The organism is Streptomyces sp. CBMA291 (genome assembly GCF_014596525.1).
Classification (GTDB): domain Bacteria; phylum Actinomycetota; class Actinomycetes; order Streptomycetales; family Streptomycetaceae; genus Streptomyces.
In genome coordinates, this window is the sequence record NZ_MSJP01000054.1 from 1 (window position 1) to 19,034 (window position 19,034).

General features: G+C 72.9%; 14 protein-coding genes. 3 read left to right on the forward strand and 11 right to left on the reverse strand.

Annotated features, from left to right (window positions below):
• A partial coding sequence (locus BU197_RS14830; RefSeq protein WP_188268752.1) for a PHP domain-containing protein occupies nucleotides 1-426 on the reverse strand: 426 nt, incomplete at its 3' end.
• Nucleotides 427-708: 282 nt separating this feature from the next.
• On the opposite strand from BU197_RS14830, the gene BU197_RS14835 reads away from it, so the two are divergent.
• Nucleotides 709-1,749: a vWA domain-containing protein gene (locus BU197_RS14835; RefSeq protein WP_188268753.1), complete on the forward strand. Its 1,041-nt coding sequence runs from the start codon at nucleotides 709-711 to the stop codon at nucleotides 1,747-1,749.
• Between the two features lie 104 nt (nucleotides 1,750-1,853).
• Nucleotides 1,854-2,651, forward strand: a complete 798-nt coding sequence (locus tag BU197_RS14840) for a crotonase/enoyl-CoA hydratase family protein (RefSeq protein WP_188268754.1) — start codon at nucleotides 1,854-1,856, stop codon at nucleotides 2,649-2,651.
• Between the two features lie 44 nt (nucleotides 2,652-2,695).
• On the opposite strand, the gene BU197_RS14845 is transcribed toward BU197_RS14840, so the two are convergent.
• Nucleotides 2,696-3,997, reverse strand: a complete 1,302-nt coding sequence (locus tag BU197_RS14845; RefSeq protein ID WP_317452094.1) for a peptidoglycan recognition protein — start codon at nucleotides 3,995-3,997, stop codon at nucleotides 2,696-2,698.
• 782 nt (nucleotides 3,998-4,779) lie between these two features.
• On the opposite strand from BU197_RS14845, the gene BU197_RS14850 reads away from it, so the two are divergent.
• The gene (locus tag BU197_RS14850) at nucleotides 4,780-8,139 is read left to right on the forward strand and encodes a S8 family peptidase (RefSeq protein WP_188268755.1); all 3,360 of its coding nucleotides are present in this window, start codon (nucleotides 4,780-4,782) and stop codon (nucleotides 8,137-8,139) included.
• A gap of 118 nt (nucleotides 8,140-8,257) precedes the next feature.
• On the opposite strand, the gene BU197_RS14855 is transcribed toward BU197_RS14850, so the two are convergent.
• The 9 genes from BU197_RS14855 to BU197_RS14895 all read right to left on the reverse strand — a co-directional run bounded on the left by BU197_RS14855 (nucleotide 8,258) and on the right by BU197_RS14895 (nucleotide 18,940).
• Nucleotides 8,258-9,277 carry an endo alpha-1,4 polygalactosaminidase gene (locus tag BU197_RS14855; protein WP_317452093.1) on the reverse strand — a complete coding sequence of 340 codons (1,020 nt, stop codon included), beginning with the start codon at nucleotides 9,275-9,277 and terminating at the stop codon, nucleotides 8,258-8,260.
• Nucleotides 9,274-9,936 carry a spherulation-specific family 4 protein gene (locus BU197_RS14860; protein ID WP_188268756.1) on the reverse strand — a complete coding sequence of 221 codons (663 nt, stop codon included), beginning with the start codon at nucleotides 9,934-9,936 and terminating at the stop codon, nucleotides 9,274-9,276. The genes BU197_RS14855 and BU197_RS14860 overlap by 4 nt, the downstream gene beginning before the upstream one ends.
• Entirely contained in the window at nucleotides 9,933-10,970 is a 1,038-nt protein-coding gene (locus BU197_RS14865) for an NAD-dependent epimerase/dehydratase family protein (protein WP_188268757.1), read from the reverse strand. The genes BU197_RS14860 and BU197_RS14865 overlap by 4 nt, the downstream gene beginning before the upstream one ends.
• 6 nt (nucleotides 10,971-10,976) lie before the next feature.
• Nucleotides 10,977-11,690: an NDP-sugar synthase gene (locus tag BU197_RS14870; protein WP_188268758.1), complete on the reverse strand. Its 714-nt coding sequence runs from the start codon at nucleotides 11,688-11,690 to the stop codon at nucleotides 10,977-10,979.
• 26 nt (nucleotides 11,691-11,716) lie between these two features.
• Nucleotides 11,717-12,718, reverse strand: a complete 1,002-nt coding sequence (locus BU197_RS14875) for a GDP-mannose 4,6-dehydratase (protein ID WP_188268759.1) — start codon at nucleotides 12,716-12,718, stop codon at nucleotides 11,717-11,719.
• 100 nt (nucleotides 12,719-12,818) lie between these two features.
• Nucleotides 12,819-14,282, reverse strand: coding sequence for a hypothetical protein (locus tag BU197_RS14880; protein ID WP_188268760.1), 1,464 nt, complete (start codon nucleotides 14,280-14,282; stop codon nucleotides 12,819-12,821).
• The gene (gene pelF / locus BU197_RS14885) at nucleotides 14,279-15,790 is read right to left on the reverse strand and encodes a GT4 family glycosyltransferase PelF (RefSeq protein ID WP_188268761.1); all 1,512 of its coding nucleotides are present in this window, start codon (nucleotides 15,788-15,790) and stop codon (nucleotides 14,279-14,281) included. The genes BU197_RS14880 and pelF overlap by 4 nt, the downstream gene beginning before the upstream one ends.
• A gap of 103 nt (nucleotides 15,791-15,893) precedes the next feature.
• Nucleotides 15,894-18,020 (reverse strand): hypothetical protein, encoded by a 2,127-nt coding sequence (locus BU197_RS14890; RefSeq protein ID WP_188268762.1) that lies wholly within the window; start codon nucleotides 18,018-18,020, stop codon nucleotides 15,894-15,896.
• Nucleotides 18,021-18,415: 395 nt separating this feature from the next.
• Nucleotides 18,416-18,940: a hypothetical protein gene (locus BU197_RS14895; RefSeq protein ID WP_188268763.1), complete on the reverse strand. Its 525-nt coding sequence runs from the start codon at nucleotides 18,938-18,940 to the stop codon at nucleotides 18,416-18,418.
• Nucleotides 18,941-19,034 lie beyond the last annotated feature (94 nt).

Below are 19,034 nucleotides of genomic sequence, written 5' to 3' on the forward strand. Positions count from 1 at the left end.
CTCGCCCGCGTGCGCGGCGAGCAGGTCACCGGAGGCCGCGACCGGTCCGCCGCTCGCGGCGGCGTCGGTGTACGCGGCGGACACGAGGCGGCACAGCCGTGCCCACCCCGACGCGTCCCGCGCCAGGAGCGTGACCCGGTGGGGTGCCTCGGGTACGTGGGCGCCGCCGCGCACCGGGGTCCGGCGGCGCCCGGCCGGTGCGGGCTCACGGGCGGCGACGCCGAGGTCCACGCCGAGCACCGGGCGGATTCCGGCCGCCGTGGCCGCCTTCACGAACCGTACGGTCCCGGCGACGGTGTCGCGGTCGGTCAGCGCCAGCGTCCCGATGCCGCGCTCGGCGGCCCGGGTGACGAGGTCGGCCGGGTGCGAGGCCCCGAAGCGGGCCGAGAAACCGCTGCTCACATGCAGGTGGGGAATCCCGCGCATCGACGCTTCCCTCCTTTCTCGTGTCCCCCGGGTCCATGGCACCGGCCGGCCGGCTCCTTCTCCCTCCCCTCTCGAATCTATCGAACATAAATTCGAACACGCGAATTCGGGCAAGTTGGATCAAGCCGGGAGGGTGAGGGGTGGGGTGCCGGGGCCCGAGCAACGGGTCCAGCGCGGCAGAGGTCTGGTGCGGCGTGCTCGCCGGTCTCGCGCGACGGCTCGTTGTCAGTGGTGGGTGACAGGCTGGAAGCATCATCCAGACGGATCCAGGGGGGACCCGCCATGTCCGGAAACCAGAACTACATCAACCACGTCGCCCTCGTCCTGGACGCCAGTTCGTCCATGGCCGGTCTGAGCCACAAGGTCGTCGAGGTCGCCGACCGGCAGATCGCCTATCTGGCCCGCCGGTCCAGGGAACTGGACCAGGAGACCCGCGTCACGGTGTACGCCTTCGCCGACCAGGTGGAGTGCGTCATCTACGACAAGGACGTGCTGCGGATGCCGTCCCTGAAGCGGCTGTACCGGGTCGGCGGCATGACGGCGCTGCTCGCGGCGGCCCTGAAGTCGCAGCACGAACTGGCGGAGACGGCGCAGCTCTACGGCGACCACAGTTTCCTCACCTTCATCCTGACCGACGGCCAGGAGAACGCGAGCCACCGCTGCCGGGACGCCGGCGACAGGGGGCCGGAGGGGATGACCGAGGCCGTCGCCTCGATGATCCGGGCGCAGCGGGACAACTGGACGCTGGCCGTCCTGGTGCCGGACCGGAGGGGGCGGCAGGAGGCCGTCCGGTGCGGCTTCCCCGAGGACAACGTCGCCGTCTGGGACGCCACGAGCACCCGGGGTCTCGAAGAGGCCGGCCAGGTCATCCAGGAGGCCACCGAGAAGTTCATGATCGGGCGGACCAAGGGCATCCGGGGTTCGCGGGCGGTGTTCTCGACGGGCGCCGACGCGGTCAACAAGGAGACCATCGAGGCGGCGGGGCTCACCCCGATGGAGCAGGAGGCGTACGAGCTGATCCCGGTGACCGACGCCGTCGCGATCCGGGACTGGGTCGTTGCCAGCGGACGCGCCTACCGCTCCGGGGGCGCGTTCTACCAGCTGAGCAAGGCGGAGAAGATCCAGGCGCGGAAGCGGATCGCGGTCCTGGAGAAGGGGACCGACCGGGTGTACGAGGGGCCGGAGGCGCGGGCGCTGCTCGGTCTGCCCGACGCGGAGGCACGCGTCAAGCCCGACCACAACGACGACTTCACGATCTTCGTCCAGAGCACCAGCGTGAACCGGAAGCTGGTGACGAACACCCGCCTTCTGCTCATGCTCTGATCCCCGGGCCCACCGCTGGTCCCCGGGTCCGCCGGGTCCTGGTCCGCCGCGTTCCGGTCCGCCGGGTTCTGGTCCGCCCGCCGTCCGCCCGCCAGAATGCGCCCATGACCGATGACTCCGCGCCGCCTTCCGTACGTGTCGAGCGGACCGGGGCGGTGACGACCGTCGTGCTGTCCCGGCCCGCCGCGCGCAACGCCGTCGACGGGCCCACCGCCCTGCTGCTCGCCGACGCCTTCCGGGCGTTCGAGGCCGATCCCGGCGCCTCGGTCGCCGTGCTGTGGGGCGAGGGCGGGACCTTCTGCGCGGGGGCCGATCTCAAGGCGATCGGTACGGAGCGGGGGAACCGGGTGGCGCCGGACGGGGACGGTCCGATGGGGCCGACCCGCCTTTCCCTGTCGAAGCCGGTCATCGCGGCCGTCGCGGGGCACGCCGTGGCCGGTGGGCTGGAACTGGCGCTGTGGTGCGACCTCCGAGTGGTCGAGGAGGACGCCGTCCTCGGGGTGTTCTGCCGCCGGTGGGGCGTGCCGCTGATCGACGGCGGCACGGTGCGGCTGCCCCGGCTGATCGGGGAGAGCCGGGCGATGGACCTCGTCCTCACCGGCCGTCCGGTACCGGCGTCCGAGGCGTACGCGATCGGCCTCGCCAACCGGCTCGTCCCGCCGGGCGGCTCCCGGGCCGCCGCCGAGGAACTGGCCCGGGAGATCGCGGCGTTCCCGCAGTCGTGCCTGCGGCACGACCGGCTGTCCGTACGGGAGCAGCACGGGCTGCCCGAGGCCGAGGCGCTGGCGGCGGAGCTGCGCCATGGCATGGTGCCGCTGGCCGCCGGGGAGACGGCCGAGGGAGCCGCGCGGTTCGCCTCGGGGCGGGGACGGCACGGCTCCTTCGACGGGGAGCACGAGTAGCGGCGGCTGCCGGGGCTCCGGCTCCTCCCCTGTCGTCGGCGGGGCTAACGGGGCGGGGCCGGGAAGGTGTTCTTCGCGGCAAGGCCTCGGGACGGGGCCGGGAGGGCGTTCTTCGCCAGGAGTGCCTTCTTCGCCGCGAGCCTTCGGATGCGTGACAGGTCCGCGTAGAGGTTCCTGCCGGGGCACTCCGTCGGATAGCCGTCGCGGTGGCCGGATATGCGCTTCATCCGGACGATCTGGCCCCGCCGGTAGAGGCCGTTGTCCGCCCCCGCCACCAGGTTGACGGTGCCCGCCGGGTCGTGCCCGCGCAGACCGAGCTTCCAGGCGGCCACGTCCGCGAGGGCGTCGAGTATCCGGGGGTTGGAGGCGGCGGCGCCGTAGTCGCCGAGGACGGCGATGCCGGTGGTGTCGGCGTTGAAGCCGTAGGTGTGGGCGCCGAGGACCGGCTTGTCGATTCCGCCCGCACGGCCTTCGAAGACGGTGCCGCACTTGTCGACCAGGAACTGATAGCCGATGTCGTTCCAGCGCTGCCCCCGCACGTGGTAGAGGAAGATCGAGCGGATGATGTCGGCGGACTCGGCGCAGCTGTAGCGGTTGGTCCCGGCGGTGTGGTGGACGAACACCGCCTTCGTCTCCGCCGTGTACCTCGGTCGGGCCAGGACCAGCGACTCGTCGGCGCCCCAGCCGGACCTCGGTATGACGGCAGGCCGCCCCGCTCTGCGCGGCGCGGCGATCCGCGCCCCCGGGCGGGTCCCCGAGCCGGCCGGGTCGACGAGTTCCACCCGCAGCCCCTCGGGCAGTCGCACCCCGGCGGCGACCCGGACCTGGACGCCGTCCGAGAGGCCGGTCCAGAGCGGCTGGGTTCCCGCCCTGGTCCCGATGGCGTCGGGGCCCGACTCGGGGGTCCGGACGTCCGGGTCGAGGGTGCGCCAGACCGACCAGATGCCGGTGCGCCGGTCGCGGGTGCGCACCTGGGCCGTGCCGTCGAGTACCGCACGAGGGTCGGACCAGGTGAGGCCGACCATGCGGAAGGGCGCGGTGCGGCGGGCGGAGAGGGCGCGGTGCGCGGGGTCGACGCCGTCGAGGGCGATGCTCCACAGCCCCTGTCCGGCGACGGCGGACAGGGGCGCACGGCCGGGCGCGGGTATGAGCGCCGAGCCGGGCATGGGTACGGGCATGGGTACGGGGCCGGGCATGGGCGCCGGGCCGGATACGAGGCCGGACGCGGGGGTGGCGAGGCCGGTGGTCGTCAGGACGACCACGGCGATGGCGGCGACGGTGGCGGTGCGGACGGTCCGGCGGGACAGGCAGGGCAGGTGGGACAGGCAGGACAGACGGGAGTTCACAGGGCTCCTTGCGGGATTCACGGGTCCGGAGAGTCCGGCTCTTCCGGCTCACTCCGAGAACAGCGGGTCTCCCGTGGCCTTCGGTATCGTTCTCTTTCGCCCGACGGGGGATTGCCCGGTTCCATTTCCCTTCGAGTTCCCTGGAATTAAGCCTGGAGAACATCCACGCATTCCCTCCCCTACCGTCCCCCACCTGCCGATATGCCATCAAAAAGCCATAGGGGAAAGCAGGTGGAAGAGGGGCGCGAAAGAATATTTTCGGTGTACGACGGGTTCTTTGAAGGGGGTGAAGGACTCGGGAAGCCGGACACCGCCATTTCCCGCGCGGGCAAGGGAAACCCGCCGTCTCCCTTCTCCCGGGCCGCGCATCCGCTCCCGCTCCCACTCCCGGCAGGGCTCATGTCTCTTTTCACCGGGTTTCCCCTGGGCCGGTTACAGCCAACTCGGGGAACGCGCCTCGGCCGTACCGGCTCCGACGGGCGGAAACGTCGTGCGGCCCGTCCCTGAGCGCGATCCGAGGCGGCGGGTCCGCGCCGCCGTCGCGGAGGAATCGCAGCGGTGTCATCGTGCGGTCACAGACCCGTCGTCGTCCCATCGCACTGCGCGGTCCGGCCGTGGCCGGAAACCGGAGATCCCGACTCCCCCGGCCCTGACCGGCGTTGATCGTCCGCCGTCGGCCCTCACATACTGCGCTGACCGGTGACGGGCGCCACGACGCGTCCCGGCCGGATCGACCACTCCACACCCATTCCCAAGCTCCTGGGGGAGACTTGCGCGCACATGTGAAGAGAGCACACGCCTTCACCGTCGCAGCGGCCACATCGGTGGCCCTGGCAGCAGGCATGACCGGCCCCGCGACGGCGGTCGTCACCCGCACGGCGGCCCCGTCCGACCTCACACGTGTCTCCGGCGACCAGCGGATTCCGCTCGTCACGGGCGACCGTGTGCTGGTGAACGCCCAGGGCCGCATGGTGGGCTTCGAGCCCGCACCCGGCCGTGAACACATACCCGTACAGGTCCAGCGCGTCGGCGACCGCACCCTGGTGGTGCCCGGTGACGCCCGGCAGTTGCTCGCCTCGGGCCGGCTCGACCAGCGGCTCTTCGACCTCGGCGTCCTCAGCGACCCCCGGCTGCGCAAGAGCCACGGCTCCGGGCTCAAGCTGATCGTGCGGTACGCGGGAGGCGCCGCCACCGCGCGGGCCGAGGTCCGCGCGGCCGGTGACACCGAGGTGCGGCGCACGTTCCCGACGCTCGGCGCCGAGGCCGTCACCGCCTCCCAGGACGATCTGGCCAAGGTCTGGGAAGCGCTGACCAACCGGCAGAAGAGCGGTGCCCGCACCGCCGCCGCAGGCATCGCCACGGTCTGGCTCGACGGGGTCCGCTCCGCGCGTCTGGACCGCAGCGTCACGCAGATCGGCGCCGACAAGGCCTGGGAGTCCGGGTACGACGGAACCGGCGTCAAGATCGCCGTCCTCGACACGGGCGTCGACAAGACCCATGAGGACCTGGCGACCCAGGTCGTCGGCGAGCGGAACTTCTCCTCCTCGCCCGACGCCGTCGACCGGGTCGGCCACGGCACGCACGTCGCGTCGATCGCCGCGGGCACCGGAGCGAAGTCCGGCGGCCGGTACAAGGGCGTGGCGCCCGGCGCCAAGGTGCTCAGCGGAAAGGTCCTCGACGACGACGGCTACGGCGACGACTCCGGCATCATCGCGGGCATGGAGTGGGCCGCCGCCGAGGGCGCGGATGTCGTCAACCTCAGCCTCGGCAGCCCCGACAGCCCCGGGACCGACCCGCTGGAAGCGGCCGTCGACCGGCTGTCGGCCGAGAAGGGCATCCTGTTCGCCGTCGCGGCGGGCAACGAGGGAGAGTACGGCGCCTCCTCGGTGGGCTCCCCCGGCAGCGCGGACTCCGCACTGACCGTCGGCGCGGTCGACAAGGACGACAAGCTGGCGCCGTTCTCCAGCATCGGGCCGCGCGTCGGCGACGGCGCCGTCAAGCCGGACCTGACCGCTCCCGGCGTGGCCATCGCCGCCGCCGCGGCGGCCGGCAGCACCATCGACACCGAGCCGGGCAGGCCGCACCCCGCCCCGGGCTACCTCCAGCTCGACGGCACCTCCATGGCGACCCCGCACGTGGCGGGCGCCGCCGCGATCCTGAAGCAGCGGCACCCGCTGTGGAAGCCCGCCGAGCTGAAGGGCGCGCTGACCGGCTCCACGCGGGGTGGCGCGTACACCGCGTTCCAGCAGGGTTCGGGCCGGGTCCAGGTCGACAAGGCCCTCGGCCAGAGCGTGATCACCGAGCAGGTCTCGCTGAACTACGGGACGGCCCGGTGGCCGCACCAGGACGACACGCCCGCCACCAAGAAGGTCACCTACCGCAACCTCGGCAGCGCCGATGTCACCCTCGATCTGTCGGTGGCCACCCTGGACCCGGCGGGCAAGCCCGCCCCGGCCGGTTTCTTCTCGCTCGGCGCCTCCCAGGTGACCGTGCCCGCCGGTGGCACGGCCGATGTCGACCTCGTCGCCGACACCCGTGTCGGCGACACCGACGGCGCCTTCTCCGGCTACGTCACCGCCACGGCGGCGGGCCAGTCGGTACGGACGGCCGCGGTGGCCGTCCGGGAGGAGGAGTCGTACGACGTCACGATCCGCACCCTGGGCCGTGACGGCGCCGACGCCGCCTTCTTCGCCAACGACCTGATCGGCGTCGCCGGTCCGGCGGCGCACTTCCAGGGCCGGATCGACGACCAGTCGGGCAGCCGCACCCTCCGGGTGCCCAAGGGCTCGTACACCTTCAACACGGCCGTCTACGCGGATCCGTCGGACTACACCCAGGGCACCGACTGGATCGCCCAGCCGAAGCTGGAGATCACCGGCGACACCACGCTCGTCGCGGACGCCCGTACCACCAAGCCCGTCGACCTGACCGTGCCGGGCATCGACCAGGCGGACTACGCCGGTACGTACTACGAGCGCGCGACCGACATCGGCCGGGTCGGCAACGGCTGGGTCCTGCGGGGCTTCACCGGCTTCCGTACCGCGCACCTGGGTCCCGCCGTCACCGACGGCTCGCTCCTCCAGACCTGGGACGCGCACTTCCTCAAGGACGCCACCAGCCAGTACTCGGTGGCCTACGGCGGTGCGACGAACACGCTCGCGACCGGCTACACCAAGCACGTGCGGGCGAACGAGCTGGCCACGCTGAAGGTCCGTCTCGGTGCCTCCGCGCCCGGCAAGACCTCTCTCACCTCGCCGTTCGCGCACCTGCCCGGCGCGCCCGAGGGCAACGGTTTCTCCGCGCCGCAGCCCGCGCCCGGCACCCGTACCTTCTACGTCTCCACCGGTGACAACGTCAGCTGGCTCACCAGGAGCACGCAGGCGGGCGAGCCCGACGAGTGGGGCTACCCCGCCTGGGAGGGCGACCACGCGATGGCGCGGCCCAAGCGCTACGAGGCCGGCCGGACCTATCAGGAGACGTTCAACACGGGTGTCTTCGGTCCTCTTCTGGACGAGAACTCCGGGGTCTTCCGTACCGCTCCCGACCCGGAGACGGGTGCCGAGCAGATCGTCGGATCCCTTTCGCTGTTCGCCGACGGCCAGGGCCACCCGGGCTCCGCTCCGTTCGGCCCGGTCACCTCGACGCTCTACCGCGACGGGGTCAAGGTCGGCGAGAACAGCGACCCGCTGACCGGCTGGGAGCCCTTCACGGTCGGCGCGGACGACGCCGCCTACCGGTTGACGACCTCGGTGGAGCGCCCGGCGGGCATCGCCCCGGTGTCCACCCGGGTCGAGACGGACTTCACGTTCCGCTCGAAGCGGGTCGCGGCCACCACGGCGCTGCCGGTGTCCACCGTCCGGTTCGCCGCCCCGGTGGACCTCGGCTCGCGCCTCCCGGCGCGGGCGCTGATCCCGGTTCCCCTGAAGGTGCAGGGCTCGGCGGCCGGTGGCAACCTCAAGTCGCTTACGGTGTCGGCGAGTTACGACGGCGGGCAGACCTGGCAGCCGGTTCCGGTCCAGGGCGGTCTGGCCATCGTGAAGAGCCCGGCGAAGGACAGTGGCGTCTCCCTCTCCGCCAAGGTCACGGACAAGCAGGGCAATGTGTCGGCGGTGACGATCCACAACGCGTGGCTCGGCAAGTGACCTCGCGACACCAGTGAACGGGCCCGGCGTCACCCCCATGGGGGAGGTGACGCCGGGTCTTCCGTCTCAGCCGGGTCTCCCTGCCCGGTGGGCCCTTCCGTCCGGCAGGTCTTCCCGTTCAGCAGGGGTCGCGCCACACCCCCAGTTCAAGCCGCTTCAGCATCGAGGAGAGCCGCAACTCCCTTGCCTGGGGGCAGAAATCGCTCGTGGACTCCTCGTACTCCACATGGAAGACCGCCTTGCCCGCGGCCACGAAGGGGGCGAGCCTGGCGCACTCGCCGAACTGCGCGCACTCCTCGTTGACCGCGAAGTCGAAGTGGTCGAGAAGCTGCGGGATCTGCTCCAGGTCGTTCTTCAGACCGACGGAGAGACCCCGTTCGTGCGCGATCTCGGCGATCATCCGGTTGTACCGGAGCTGGTCCCGCGCGGTGATCGGGAAGCCGGTGTCGGCGGCGTATCCCTCCACGAGGTCCGGTTCGACCGCGTCGAACCCCTTGTCGCGGCACATGTCGAAGCGCCGTTCCATGAGTGGCCGCAGCACCTCGGTCCTGCGGATGTCGAGCCACCGTTCGCCGTTCCAGCCGTTCGGCCCGCCGAGGACGGAGTCGGGGAAGGCGGCGTGGTCCGGCCGGTACTTCTCCCAGGCGCCGACGTTGACGTAGCAGATGACCTTCCGGCCCGCCCGGTGAAGGCGTGCCACGTCCTCGGCGGTGTTCTCGAAGGCGTCGATGTCGTAGACCGCCACGTCGACCGAGGGGTCGACCTTTCCGTTCAGCTGCCACTGCCAGGTCAGACCGGGCCGTGGTCGCCAGCGCCCGGCCGCCGCCCCCGGTTTCGCCGGTTTCCGCGTCGGCTCCCCGGTGCGGGGGGCCGTCGTGGGCGACGGACTCGGGCCCCCGGTGGTCGGCGGGCCGGTGGTGGCGGCGCTCGGAGTGGCGGTCGGGGGCTTCGGGGTCGGCGGGCTGGTCCCGGGTGGTCCGGTGCGGTCCGGGGTGCCGGGGGGAGCCTCGGTCCGGGTGGGCCCGGGGCTGCCCGCGCCTTCCGCGCCGCCGGGGGAAGCCGTTCCCGAGCAGGCGGTGAGTACGGCGAGGAGCGCGAGGACGGCGGCGGTCCGCGCCGGCCGGGTGCGGCGGCTCACCGGTCCGTCTCCGTGAGCGCCGGGGTGAGTCCCGCCCAGGGGTTGGGTAACTCCCCCGTGACCGGCCCGCAGACCGTCGCCCCGCGCTCGCGGGCCGTCCGCACGGCGAGCGGCACCAGCGGCAGGGGCACCCCGTAGACGAGATGGCAGATCCGCCCCGCGGGAAGTCGCGCCGTCCACGCGGGGCGGCTGAACCCCGATACGTAGGTGCTCCAGGAACCTTCGAAGGTGACCGTGAGGTCCGCGAGCTTGGCGTAACCGGGGGCGGGATGGACGCCGGGGTTGAGGACCACGGTCTCCGCTCCGGCCCTGCGCAGGGCCCGCACCAGGCGCCGGCAGTCGGCGAGCCCTTCCTGGCGCGCGGTCGTCCGGTCGAGGAAGCAGCCGTCGACGCCGTACCACGCGCGGTGGCGCTCCCAGTCGGCGATCACGTCCTCCTGGGCGCGGACGCCGTAGTCCGTGTCGACGTAGCCGAGCAGGCGCGCGCCCGCCTTGCGGAGGGCTCCGACGGCCGCCGCGAAGGCGGGATCGGGTGTCTCCCCCGGGCCGTTCGCCGGGTTGATGACGACGCCGTAGGTGCGTTCGGTGGCCGTGATCAGGCGCCGCCAGGCGTCCGGGTCCTCGGCCGGGTGCACGTACAGCGGGACGAGCAGGCTCACGGTGCCGCCACCCCTTCGGGGGCGCGGGCGGGGCGGCGGGCGGCCCACAGCTCCGCGAGGGAGGAGCCGAGGGAGTGGACGGGGCGCCAGCCGAGGGCCCGGTGGGCCTCGGTGATGTCGGAGCACTGCCAGGACACCTGGGCCGAGCGGGCGGAGCCGTCGCCGGTCTCCACGATCCGGCCGCGGAAGCCCGCCGTGTCGGCCAGGGCCTCGACGAGTTCCCGTACGGGACGGGCCTGGCCGCCGCCGATGTTGAGGACCGGTGGGAGTGGTCCGGGGGTGGTGGCGGCGAGTTCGACGGCCCGTGCCACGTCCCGGGCGTCGACGAAGTCCCGGTAGGCGGAGAGGTCGCCGAGCCTCAGTTCGGCGTCGGGGCCCGGCGGTCTCGTCGCCGTCCCCGAGCCCGTCCCCGTCCTCGGTCCCGGCACGGTCACCAGTCCCCCCACCGAAACCATTCCCATTCCCGGTCCCGGTCCCGTCCTCGGCACCGGCTCCGCGAGGAGGCCGGCGAGGAGGCCGGCGACCCGGCCGGGGAGTCCTTCCGGCGGGGCTCCGGCGCCCACCGGATTGCCCACCCGGAGCACCACCGCGTCGAGACCGGAGGCGGTCACCGCCACGGTCCCGGCGAGTTTGGTGGCGCCGTACGGTCCGGCCGGGGCGCACGGGGCGGTCTCCGGCACGGTCAGGCCGGGGGTTCCGGGGCCGTACTCGGCGGCCGAGCCGAGGTGGACGAGCCGGGCGTCGGGGGCCGCCTCGCGCAGGGCGGCGCAGAGGACGGCGGGGCCGCGCGCGTTGACCTCCGCGAGGTGGACGGCGTCGCCGCCGGTCGCGCCCGCGCAGTTGACCACGGCGTCGGGCGCCACCGCCGCGAGCGCCCGTGCCAGTTCGGACGGGCGGACGGCGGAGAGGTCGGCGGTGACGTCGGCGGCCGGGGAACGGCCTCCGACGAGCACCCGGGTGCCCGGCCGGGCGCGCAGCCGCCGGACGACGTGTCCGCCGAGGTATCCCCCGGCGCCGAGGACGAGGATCCTCATGGTGGTTCAGACTCCCTTGAGCAGGAGGGACTTGCGGGTGGTGAACTCGGCGTTGGCCCGGTCGTAGTCGTCGGGGCGGCCTATGTCGAGCCAGTATCCGTCGAACTCGTAGGCGTGCGGCGGGGTTTCGGCCTTCAGCAGGTCGAGGACGAGTTCGTCGAAGCCGAGCGGGAGGCCCGGGGTGTAGGCGTCGAGGGTGCTGCGGGAGACCCCGTAGACGCCCATGGAGACGCGGTAGTCGATGCTGGGCTTCTCGGTGAAGGCGACGACCCGGCTGGCGTCGGTGGTGAGCACGCCGAAGTCGATGCGGACCTGGCGGGCGTAGGTGGCGATGGTGAGCGGGGCGGCCGTCTCGCGGTGCCTGCGCAGGACGTCGGCGTAGTCGAGGTCGGTGAGGACGTCCCCGTTCATGACGAGGAAGTGTTCCGGGAGCCGGTCCTTGAGGTTGAGCAGCGGCCCCATCGTGCCGAGCGGGCTCTCCTCGGTGGCGTAGTCGATGTTCATGCCCCACTGGGAGCCGTCGCCGACGTAGGCGCGGATGATCTCGCCGAGGTGGCCGATGGCGAGGGTGCAGTGGGTGAAGCCCGCGCCGGAGAGCTGGCGCAGGACGATCTCCAGGATGGCGTGTTCGTCTCCGATCGGGACGAGGGGCTTGGGCAGGGCGGTGGTGTACGGCCGCAGCCGGACGCCCTTGCCTCCGGCCAGGATCACAGCGTGCATGGCAAACCTCCTGGGGGTGCGGGCCGTCAGATGTTGTAGATGCCGGTCTTGTACCGGGCGAGGTTGGCGGGCTCGGTGAACCATTCGGCGGTCCTGGCGAGCCCTTCCTCCAGCGTGTGGCCGGGCTGCCAGCCGGTGGCGGCGGTCAGCCGGGAGGCGTCGGCGACGAGCCGCATGACCTCGGAGGCGGCGGGGCGCAGCCGCTCGGAGTCCTCGCGGACGTCCAGCGGGGCGTCCATGACCTTGCCGATGAGCTGGACCAGGTCGCCGACGGAGATCTCGCCGCCGGTGCCCGCGTTGAAGGTGCGGCCGACGACCCGCTCCGCCGGGGCGGTGCCGACGGCGAGGAACGCCTGGGCGGTGTCCTTGACGAAGGTGAAGTCGCGGGTGGGGCGGAGGTCTCCGAGGGTGAGGGTGCGCTCGCCCGCGGCGACCTGGCCGATGACGGTGGGGATGACCGCGCGCATGGACTGGCGGGGGCCGAAGGTGTTGAAGGGGCGCAGGGTGACGACGGGGGTGTCGAAGCTTGCGTGGTAGCTGTCGGCGAGCCGGTCGCCGCCCGCCTTCGAAGCGGCGTACGGGGACTGGGTGTTGATGGGGTGGTCCTCGGTGATGGGGACGGTCTGGGCGGTGCCGTACGTCTCGCTGGTCGAGGTGTGGACGAGCCGGGGGGTGCCCAGGGCGCGGACGGCCTCAAGGACGTTGAGGGTGCCGGTGACGTTGGTGTCCACGTAGCTGTGGGGTGCCTGGTAGGAGTACGGGATCGCGATGAGCGCGGCGAGGTGGTAGGCGCAGTCGGCGCCGTCGAGGAGGCCGCGGACGGAGCCGGGGTCGCGGACGTCGCCGAGGACGATCTCCACCTGGTCGAGGACCTCGGGCGAGAGGGTCTCCAGCCAGCCGTAGGAGGAGAAGGAGTTGTACTGGGCCATGGCGCGGACCCGGTGGCCGGAGGCGACGAGGGCTTCGGTGAGGTGCGAGCCGATGAAGCCTTCGGCTCCGGTGACGGCGGCGAGGGGTGCGGTGGTCACGGACGGGGGTCCTTTCGTCGGGGTCACGGGGGTGTGAGCGGGTTGGTTCGGGGCATGGGGGTGCCGTTCGGCCGGGTGCGGCGGTCCGGTTCCGGCCGGGTCAGGCGTGGGGCGAGGGCCGCCCGAGGAGGGCGAGCGTGAGGGCCACCAGGCTGAGCGCGGCGGGGGCGCAGATCGCCGGGAGCAGCGCGGCGGGGCCGGGTGGTCCGGTGGTCCAGGCGACGGCGGCGGCCACGGCGGCGGTCGTCAGGCAGACGAGGGCCGGTGGCCAGGCGACGCCGAAGGCCTGGAGGAGCAGGGCGGTCCAGAGCACGGCGGCGAGGCCGAGGACGGCGGCCGCGGCGGTGCCGGAGCCGTGGCCGATGAGGAGCGCCGGTGGCAGCAGGAGGAGCAGGTAGACCGTCAGGCAGAGGCCGAGGACGCCGCCGGAGCGGAGCAGGAAGCCGGTGGGTGACGAGGTGGCGCGCAGGGCGGTCACCGACCAGCCCCGGTAGCGGTAGAGCAGCCATTCGGCGGGGCCCATGCTGAGGGTGAGGGCGATGACGGCGTAGGGGGCGTGCCGTCCTTCGAGGGTGGTGAGGATCGCCGCGGCGAGGCCGAAGAGGCCGTAGGGGAGGGAGGAGCGCAGCGGGGGCCGGGGGTCGGGGCCGGGGGCCGCGGGTTCGGCGAGGCAGCCGCCGAGGACGCGGGCGGCGGCGGCGAGGGTGGCGAGGACCGCGAGCAGGGGCAGGGTGAGCCGGATCAGGGCGCCGGGTTCCCACCAGAACAGGACGGCGGCGCCTGCCGTGAGGGGGGTGAGGGTGAGGAGGAGCAGGCGTTCGCGGCCGAGGACGAGCAGGACTCCCGCGGCGGCCAGGTAGAGGGACTGGGCGGCGGCGACGGCGGTGACGGGGCCGCCGCCCGCGGGTATGGCGGCGAGGGCGGTGGCGACGGTGGCGCCGAGTGCGGAGCCGCCGGCGAGGGTGCGGCCGGCTTCCCTGCGGCCGGTGACGAGCCGGACGTGGGCGCGGTGGCCGAGTGCCTGGCCCCAGGCCCAGGAGACGGTGCCCGCGACGATGAGGACGGGGGCGTGCCGGGTGACGTCCCAGAGGGGCGAGGTGAGGAGGTAGGCGAGGGCGGGGAGGGCGAACAGGGCTCCGCGCAGCAGACAGCGGAGGGTGTCCGGGCGCCAGGGGTCGGGGGCCTGGGGTGGTTCGGGGAAGGTCCGGGGGACGCGTTCGTAGAGGGCGGCTGCGAGGGAGAAGAGGGTGGGGTGGCCGTACTTCTCCTTGATGAGGGAGGCGGAGAGGCCGTCGGCTTCGAGGAGGGCTGCCACCTCGTAGGGGTGGACGGCGGGGCCGATCCGGTCGGCGAGTTCGGCGGCGAGTTCGCTGACGGCTTCCTCGTCGGGGCCCTTGCGGGGGATGCGGATCGCGAGGGTGGGCGAGTCGCTCGTGTTTCCCGCGCCTCCTGTGCCTCCCGTGCCTCCTGTGCCGAAGGGGCGGCGCGGTCGGGGCGTCGCCAGGCGGATGGCGAGGGTGTCCTGTTCGGGCCCGCCGGGTTCCAGGGACATCGGACCGCTCATCCCGCGAAGCTCCCCGCACCGCTGGCCGCCGGGACGGGCAGGGTGACGCGTGGGGGTGCGGGGGCCGGGCCGCGGGCGAGTTCGTGGTAGATGGTGCGGAAGGTGTCGATGGTCTGCCGGAGGGTGAACTGTTCGACGACGCGGGCGCGGGCGGCGGCGCCCATGGCGTGGCGCCTCGCGGGGTCGGCGAGGAGTTCGAGGGCGGCGGCGGCCATGGCCTCGGGGTCGCGCGGGGGGACGACGAGGCCGGTGTCGCCGACGGCTTCGCGGACGCCTCCGACGTCGGTGGAGACGGTGGCCCGGCCGCAGGACATGGCTTCGATGAGGGTGAAGGGGAAGCCTTCGCTGATGCTGGAGAGCATGACGACGTTGCCTGCGGCGTAGGCGTCCTTGATGTCGTCCACGCGTCCTTCGAAGGTCACGTGGGCGCCCTGGCCGAGTTCGGCGGCGAGGGCCTCGCAGCGCTCGCGGTAGGCCTCGCCGCCGCGCGGGGTGCCGCCGAAGAGGCGCAGCCTGGCCTCGGGGAGGCGTCCTCGGACGAGGGCGAAGGCGCGGATCAGGGTCTCCAGGTCCTTGATGGGGTCGACGCGACCGGCCCAGCTGAGGGTGAGGGCCTCGGGTTCCGGTCCGGCGGGCGGGAAGGCCGCGGGGTCGACGCCGTTGTAGACGGTGCGGATGGCCTGGGGGTCGGCGCCGCCTTCCTCCTCCCAGAGCCGGTTGTAGCGGTTGCCGGGGGTGATGAGGGCGGCGCGGCGGTAGCTCTCCTCGGCGAGCAGCCGGAAGAAGCCGAGGATGACTGCCTTGACGGGCCAGCGGTAGGGGGCCGTTCGGTAGCCGAGGTAGCGCTCGCGCAGGTAGACGCCGTGCTCGGTGAGGAGCAGGGGGACGCCGTGGCGTTCGAGGGCGGCGAGTCCCGGCAGGACGGCGACGCCGCCGCTGACGGCGTGGGCGACGCCTTCGGTGGGCGTGGGGGCGGCCAGCGGGCGCAGCGCGTGTTCCAGGAGGGCGGTCGCGGTGAGCGCGTCGTGGACGGTGGGCCGGGCTTCGGCGGCGGGGACGCCCGGCCGGCACCAGACGGAGGTGAGGACGGAGATGGCCGTGTCGCCGCGGAGGAAGGGGCTGAGGGCTCCGTCGGCGGCGGCGCGGGCGAGTCCGTGCAGGGCGGGGGCGAAGCCCGCTTCGGCCGTCGGGTCGAGCAGGGCGGTGAGGAAGGTCTCGTAGATCTCGGCGAGTCGTCTTCCGGTGCGGCCGCGCGGGGGGCGGCCGGAGGGGGCGGGTCCCCACATGGGCACGGAGAGGACGTCGCCGACGTGGTCCGGCAGTTCCCACGCGATCGGTTCGCGTCCGGTGCCGGTGACGGCTATGACGTCGAAGCGTATGTCGGGCATCCCGGTGACGAGCTGGTCGCACCAGACGCTTACGCCGCCGTGGCTGTGCGGGTAGGTGCCTTCGGTGAGCAGGGTGACGCGCGGGGCGTCGGCGCGCCGGGCGCCCTGGTGTACGTGCATGGGTGTGTGTGCTCCACGGCCGTGGTGGGGAGGGTGCTGCCGGTCCCGGCCGCCCTGGGGCGGCCGGGACCTCGTACTGCCGGTGTACTGCCGGTGGTTCGGGTCAGCCGTCGGTGCCGGGCGTGACCGGGTCGAGGACGCCTGCGGGGACGCGGGCGGCCGGGGCGGGCGCGGGGACGGGGCCCTGGACGCCGGTCGCCGCGAGCGGGGCGGGGGCGGCGGGCAGGGTGAGGGTGAGCGGGGTGGCGGTGGCGGCGGTCCAGCCGGAGCGGGTGCCCGCGTAGGCCTCGGCGTAGGCGGTGCCCGCGCGGAGGGTGCCGGTGGGCATGGTGGCGGGGACGTTCAGTCCGGCCGGGGCCTCGACGGTCACGGTGTCGCCGATGCGGTACGCGGTGACCTGGCCGGCCTGTACGGCGGTCTGCCAGGCGGTGCGGCGCTGGAGTTCGCGGCCGATGTCCTTCATCCGCAGGTTGACCACGGGGGTGCTGGCGGCGAAGAGGGCCTGGTAGGTGTCGAGTACGCCGTCGAGGACGGGGTAGGCGATGCGGTCCTCGGCCAGGTTCGACTGGTGGATGAAGTGCGGCTTGGGGTCGTTGGCGAGGACGTGGCCGAGGGCGATCCGGCGCTCCAGCGGCACGATGTGGTTCGTGTAGCCGGTGGCCGGGTCGAGGGGGGTGGGCAGGCAGGTGGTGGTCGCGGGGTTGTCCTCGCAGATCCCGCTGCCGCCCTGGGCGCGGCTGGTGTAGATCCAGTTGTACTCGTCGACCTGCTCGGCGGCCCGGCCCGCGTTGTAGAAGATGTTCATCGGGTAGCGGGGGACGGTGGTGGCGGGGCCGACCTGGCGCTGGCCGGTCTCGCGGGAGTTGTCCGAGCCCAGCCAGGTGATGCTGTTGTCGGCGAGGGCGAGGGCGAGGTTCGGGTTGTCGGCGGTCTGCTGGGGCAGGACGCGCAGCCCGGAGTGTTCGCCGGTGACCAGTTCGCCGTTCTCCAGGGGCAGTCCGGCGGTCTGGCCCCAGACGCGGTTGACGGAGATCTCGTCGGAGATGGCGGTCCGGCTGACCCACTTGACGGAGCCGCCGGGCAGGGTGGCGCAGCGCCAGGGGACGACCGAGATGTCCTGCTCGCAGCCGAGGAAGGCGTGCGTGTAGGTGTGGTTGATCCAGCGGAACTCGTTGCGCTGGTTGACGAAGCGGTCGGCCAGCGGGTCGGCGCCGTTGTTGTCGTTGCGGTAGTCGACGCTGCCTGCGGCGTTGTAGGCGAGGTCGAACTTCAGGCCCCGGGCGTTCTGCCAGGCGACGGCCGCGTCGACGTCGGCGGCGGTCATCCGGATCGGGTCGGGCGTGGCGTTGGGGTCGGTGCAGTCGACGTCGCCGGGGGTGCAGTTGAGCACCGAGTTCCAGCGGTCGTCGGCGGCGAAGACGTCGTCGACGTGGACGGCGAAGTAGTTGCGGGAGGCGCCGAGGTGCACGCCACCGGTCATCCAGTCGACGATGCCGCGGGCCAGCAGGCGGAACTGCTGCTGGTAGCGGTTGTAGACGAAGGTGACGACGAGTTCGCGGCGTCCGCCGTGCCGGTACTCGCCGACCAGCGAGCCCTTCTTGGTGGTGCCGGGGATGGGTGCCTCGACGTAGGGGGTGAAGTCGGCGCCCGCCACGGGGGTGGAGAGGTAGGCGTAACTCTCGCCGACGGTGGGCGAGTTGTCCTCGAAGGGGACGGCCCCGGCGAGGTAGCCGAAGGCGCCGCTCCGGCCCGCGGTGGTCACCTGGGCCTCGACGCCGTCGAGGCTGCCGGAGTAGCCGCCGTAGACGGGGTACTGGAGTCCGGCCTCGGGCCTGGCGTACGTGTACGCGTCGACCTGCGGGATGCCGTAGGTCTGCTCGTAGGCGGCGAGGGCGGTCATCTCGGCGGAGTTCGCCGGGAACGGGTTGTCGTTCGGCAGGACGACCGCCTGGAACTTGGCCCGTGCGCGGCCGCCGACGGTGTCGGACAGGTAGGCGGCGTTGATGACCGGCCGGTCGGCGCGGTTCAGGTCGATCTCCGTGTACGGAGTCCCCGCCGTCTCCAGCTCGGCCGCGATGGCCTGGGTGGCGGGTCCGCCGTCGGTGACGACCAGGACCCGCAGGTCGACGCGGGCCGGTGTGTCGTCGGCCCGCGCGGTCGTGGCGGGCAGGACGAGCCCTGCCAGGAGCGCGCCCGTGGCGAGCAGTGTGGTGCTGGTGATCCGCTTCATGCGGTGGTGTTCCCCTCCCGGAGCAGGGGTGAGTACGGCTCCGTGGAGCGGACGCACCCCCTCGTGCACGCCGGCATCCCCCTCGAAGGCCGGTCGTTCACGCATCCGTCGCGTCAAATGGTGAGGTATCTGTGAGGTTTTTGTGGTCATGCCGCGCAAGGTGACGAAAAGTCGCGGGTCCGGATGGGGGCGGTGACGGCGCCGCCGGAGCGTTCCGGAGGTCCGTCCGTATCACCGGAGGCGCCCCCTCCGATGGCCTTCGAGTCAGTGCTGGCGGGCATGGGGGCCACCGGCGGGCCGAGAGGGCCCGCCGGCGGCACCGCCATTGGTGTGGACCTGCCGAACTCCCCACGCTTGGGGCGGTTTTCGGCCGTGGTCGAACCCGTGCCGGTGGATCAGACGCAGAGGACGCGGGTGTCCGGGGTGTAGACCGGGCCGCCGCTGAGGCTCGTGGTGTCGCTGAACTCGGCGTAGAAGTACGAGTAGAAGCCGATGTTGCCGTTGCAGCCGGAGTCGGAGGCGACCTGGAGGGTCAGCGTGACGGTGCGGCTCTGGCCGGGCGGGATGGTGGCGCCGTAGTTGCCGCCCAGGTTGGCGGGGCCGGTGCCGGAGCAGGAGGTGCTGCCCGAGGGGCCGGTGAGCGTACAGCCGGTGAACGAGTACTTGAGGTCCGGGCGCTGGGTGGTCAGCCAGGTCGGGTCGATGGTCTGGTAGACGAACCAGATGTCGTAGGTCTTGTTGTTCGTGAGCGTCATCGACAGGTCCACGGTGCCGCCGGGGGTGGTGGTGGCGGAGCTGGTGGAGAACGTCAGCTGGGCGTCGGCGGGGGTGGCGCTCGCGGCCGGGGCCAGACCGAAGAGGGCCAGGCAGAGGGCGAGGACGGCGGTGAGACCGAGGCGTCGGTTCAGAAGTGATCGCATGGCCCGGGAGGCTAGGCACCCGGAGGGCTCCCCGTCTTCCCGGCGAGGCGGAAGCCGGGGCTCCCCACGGCCGAAAGTAGTCCTCTCGTGAAGG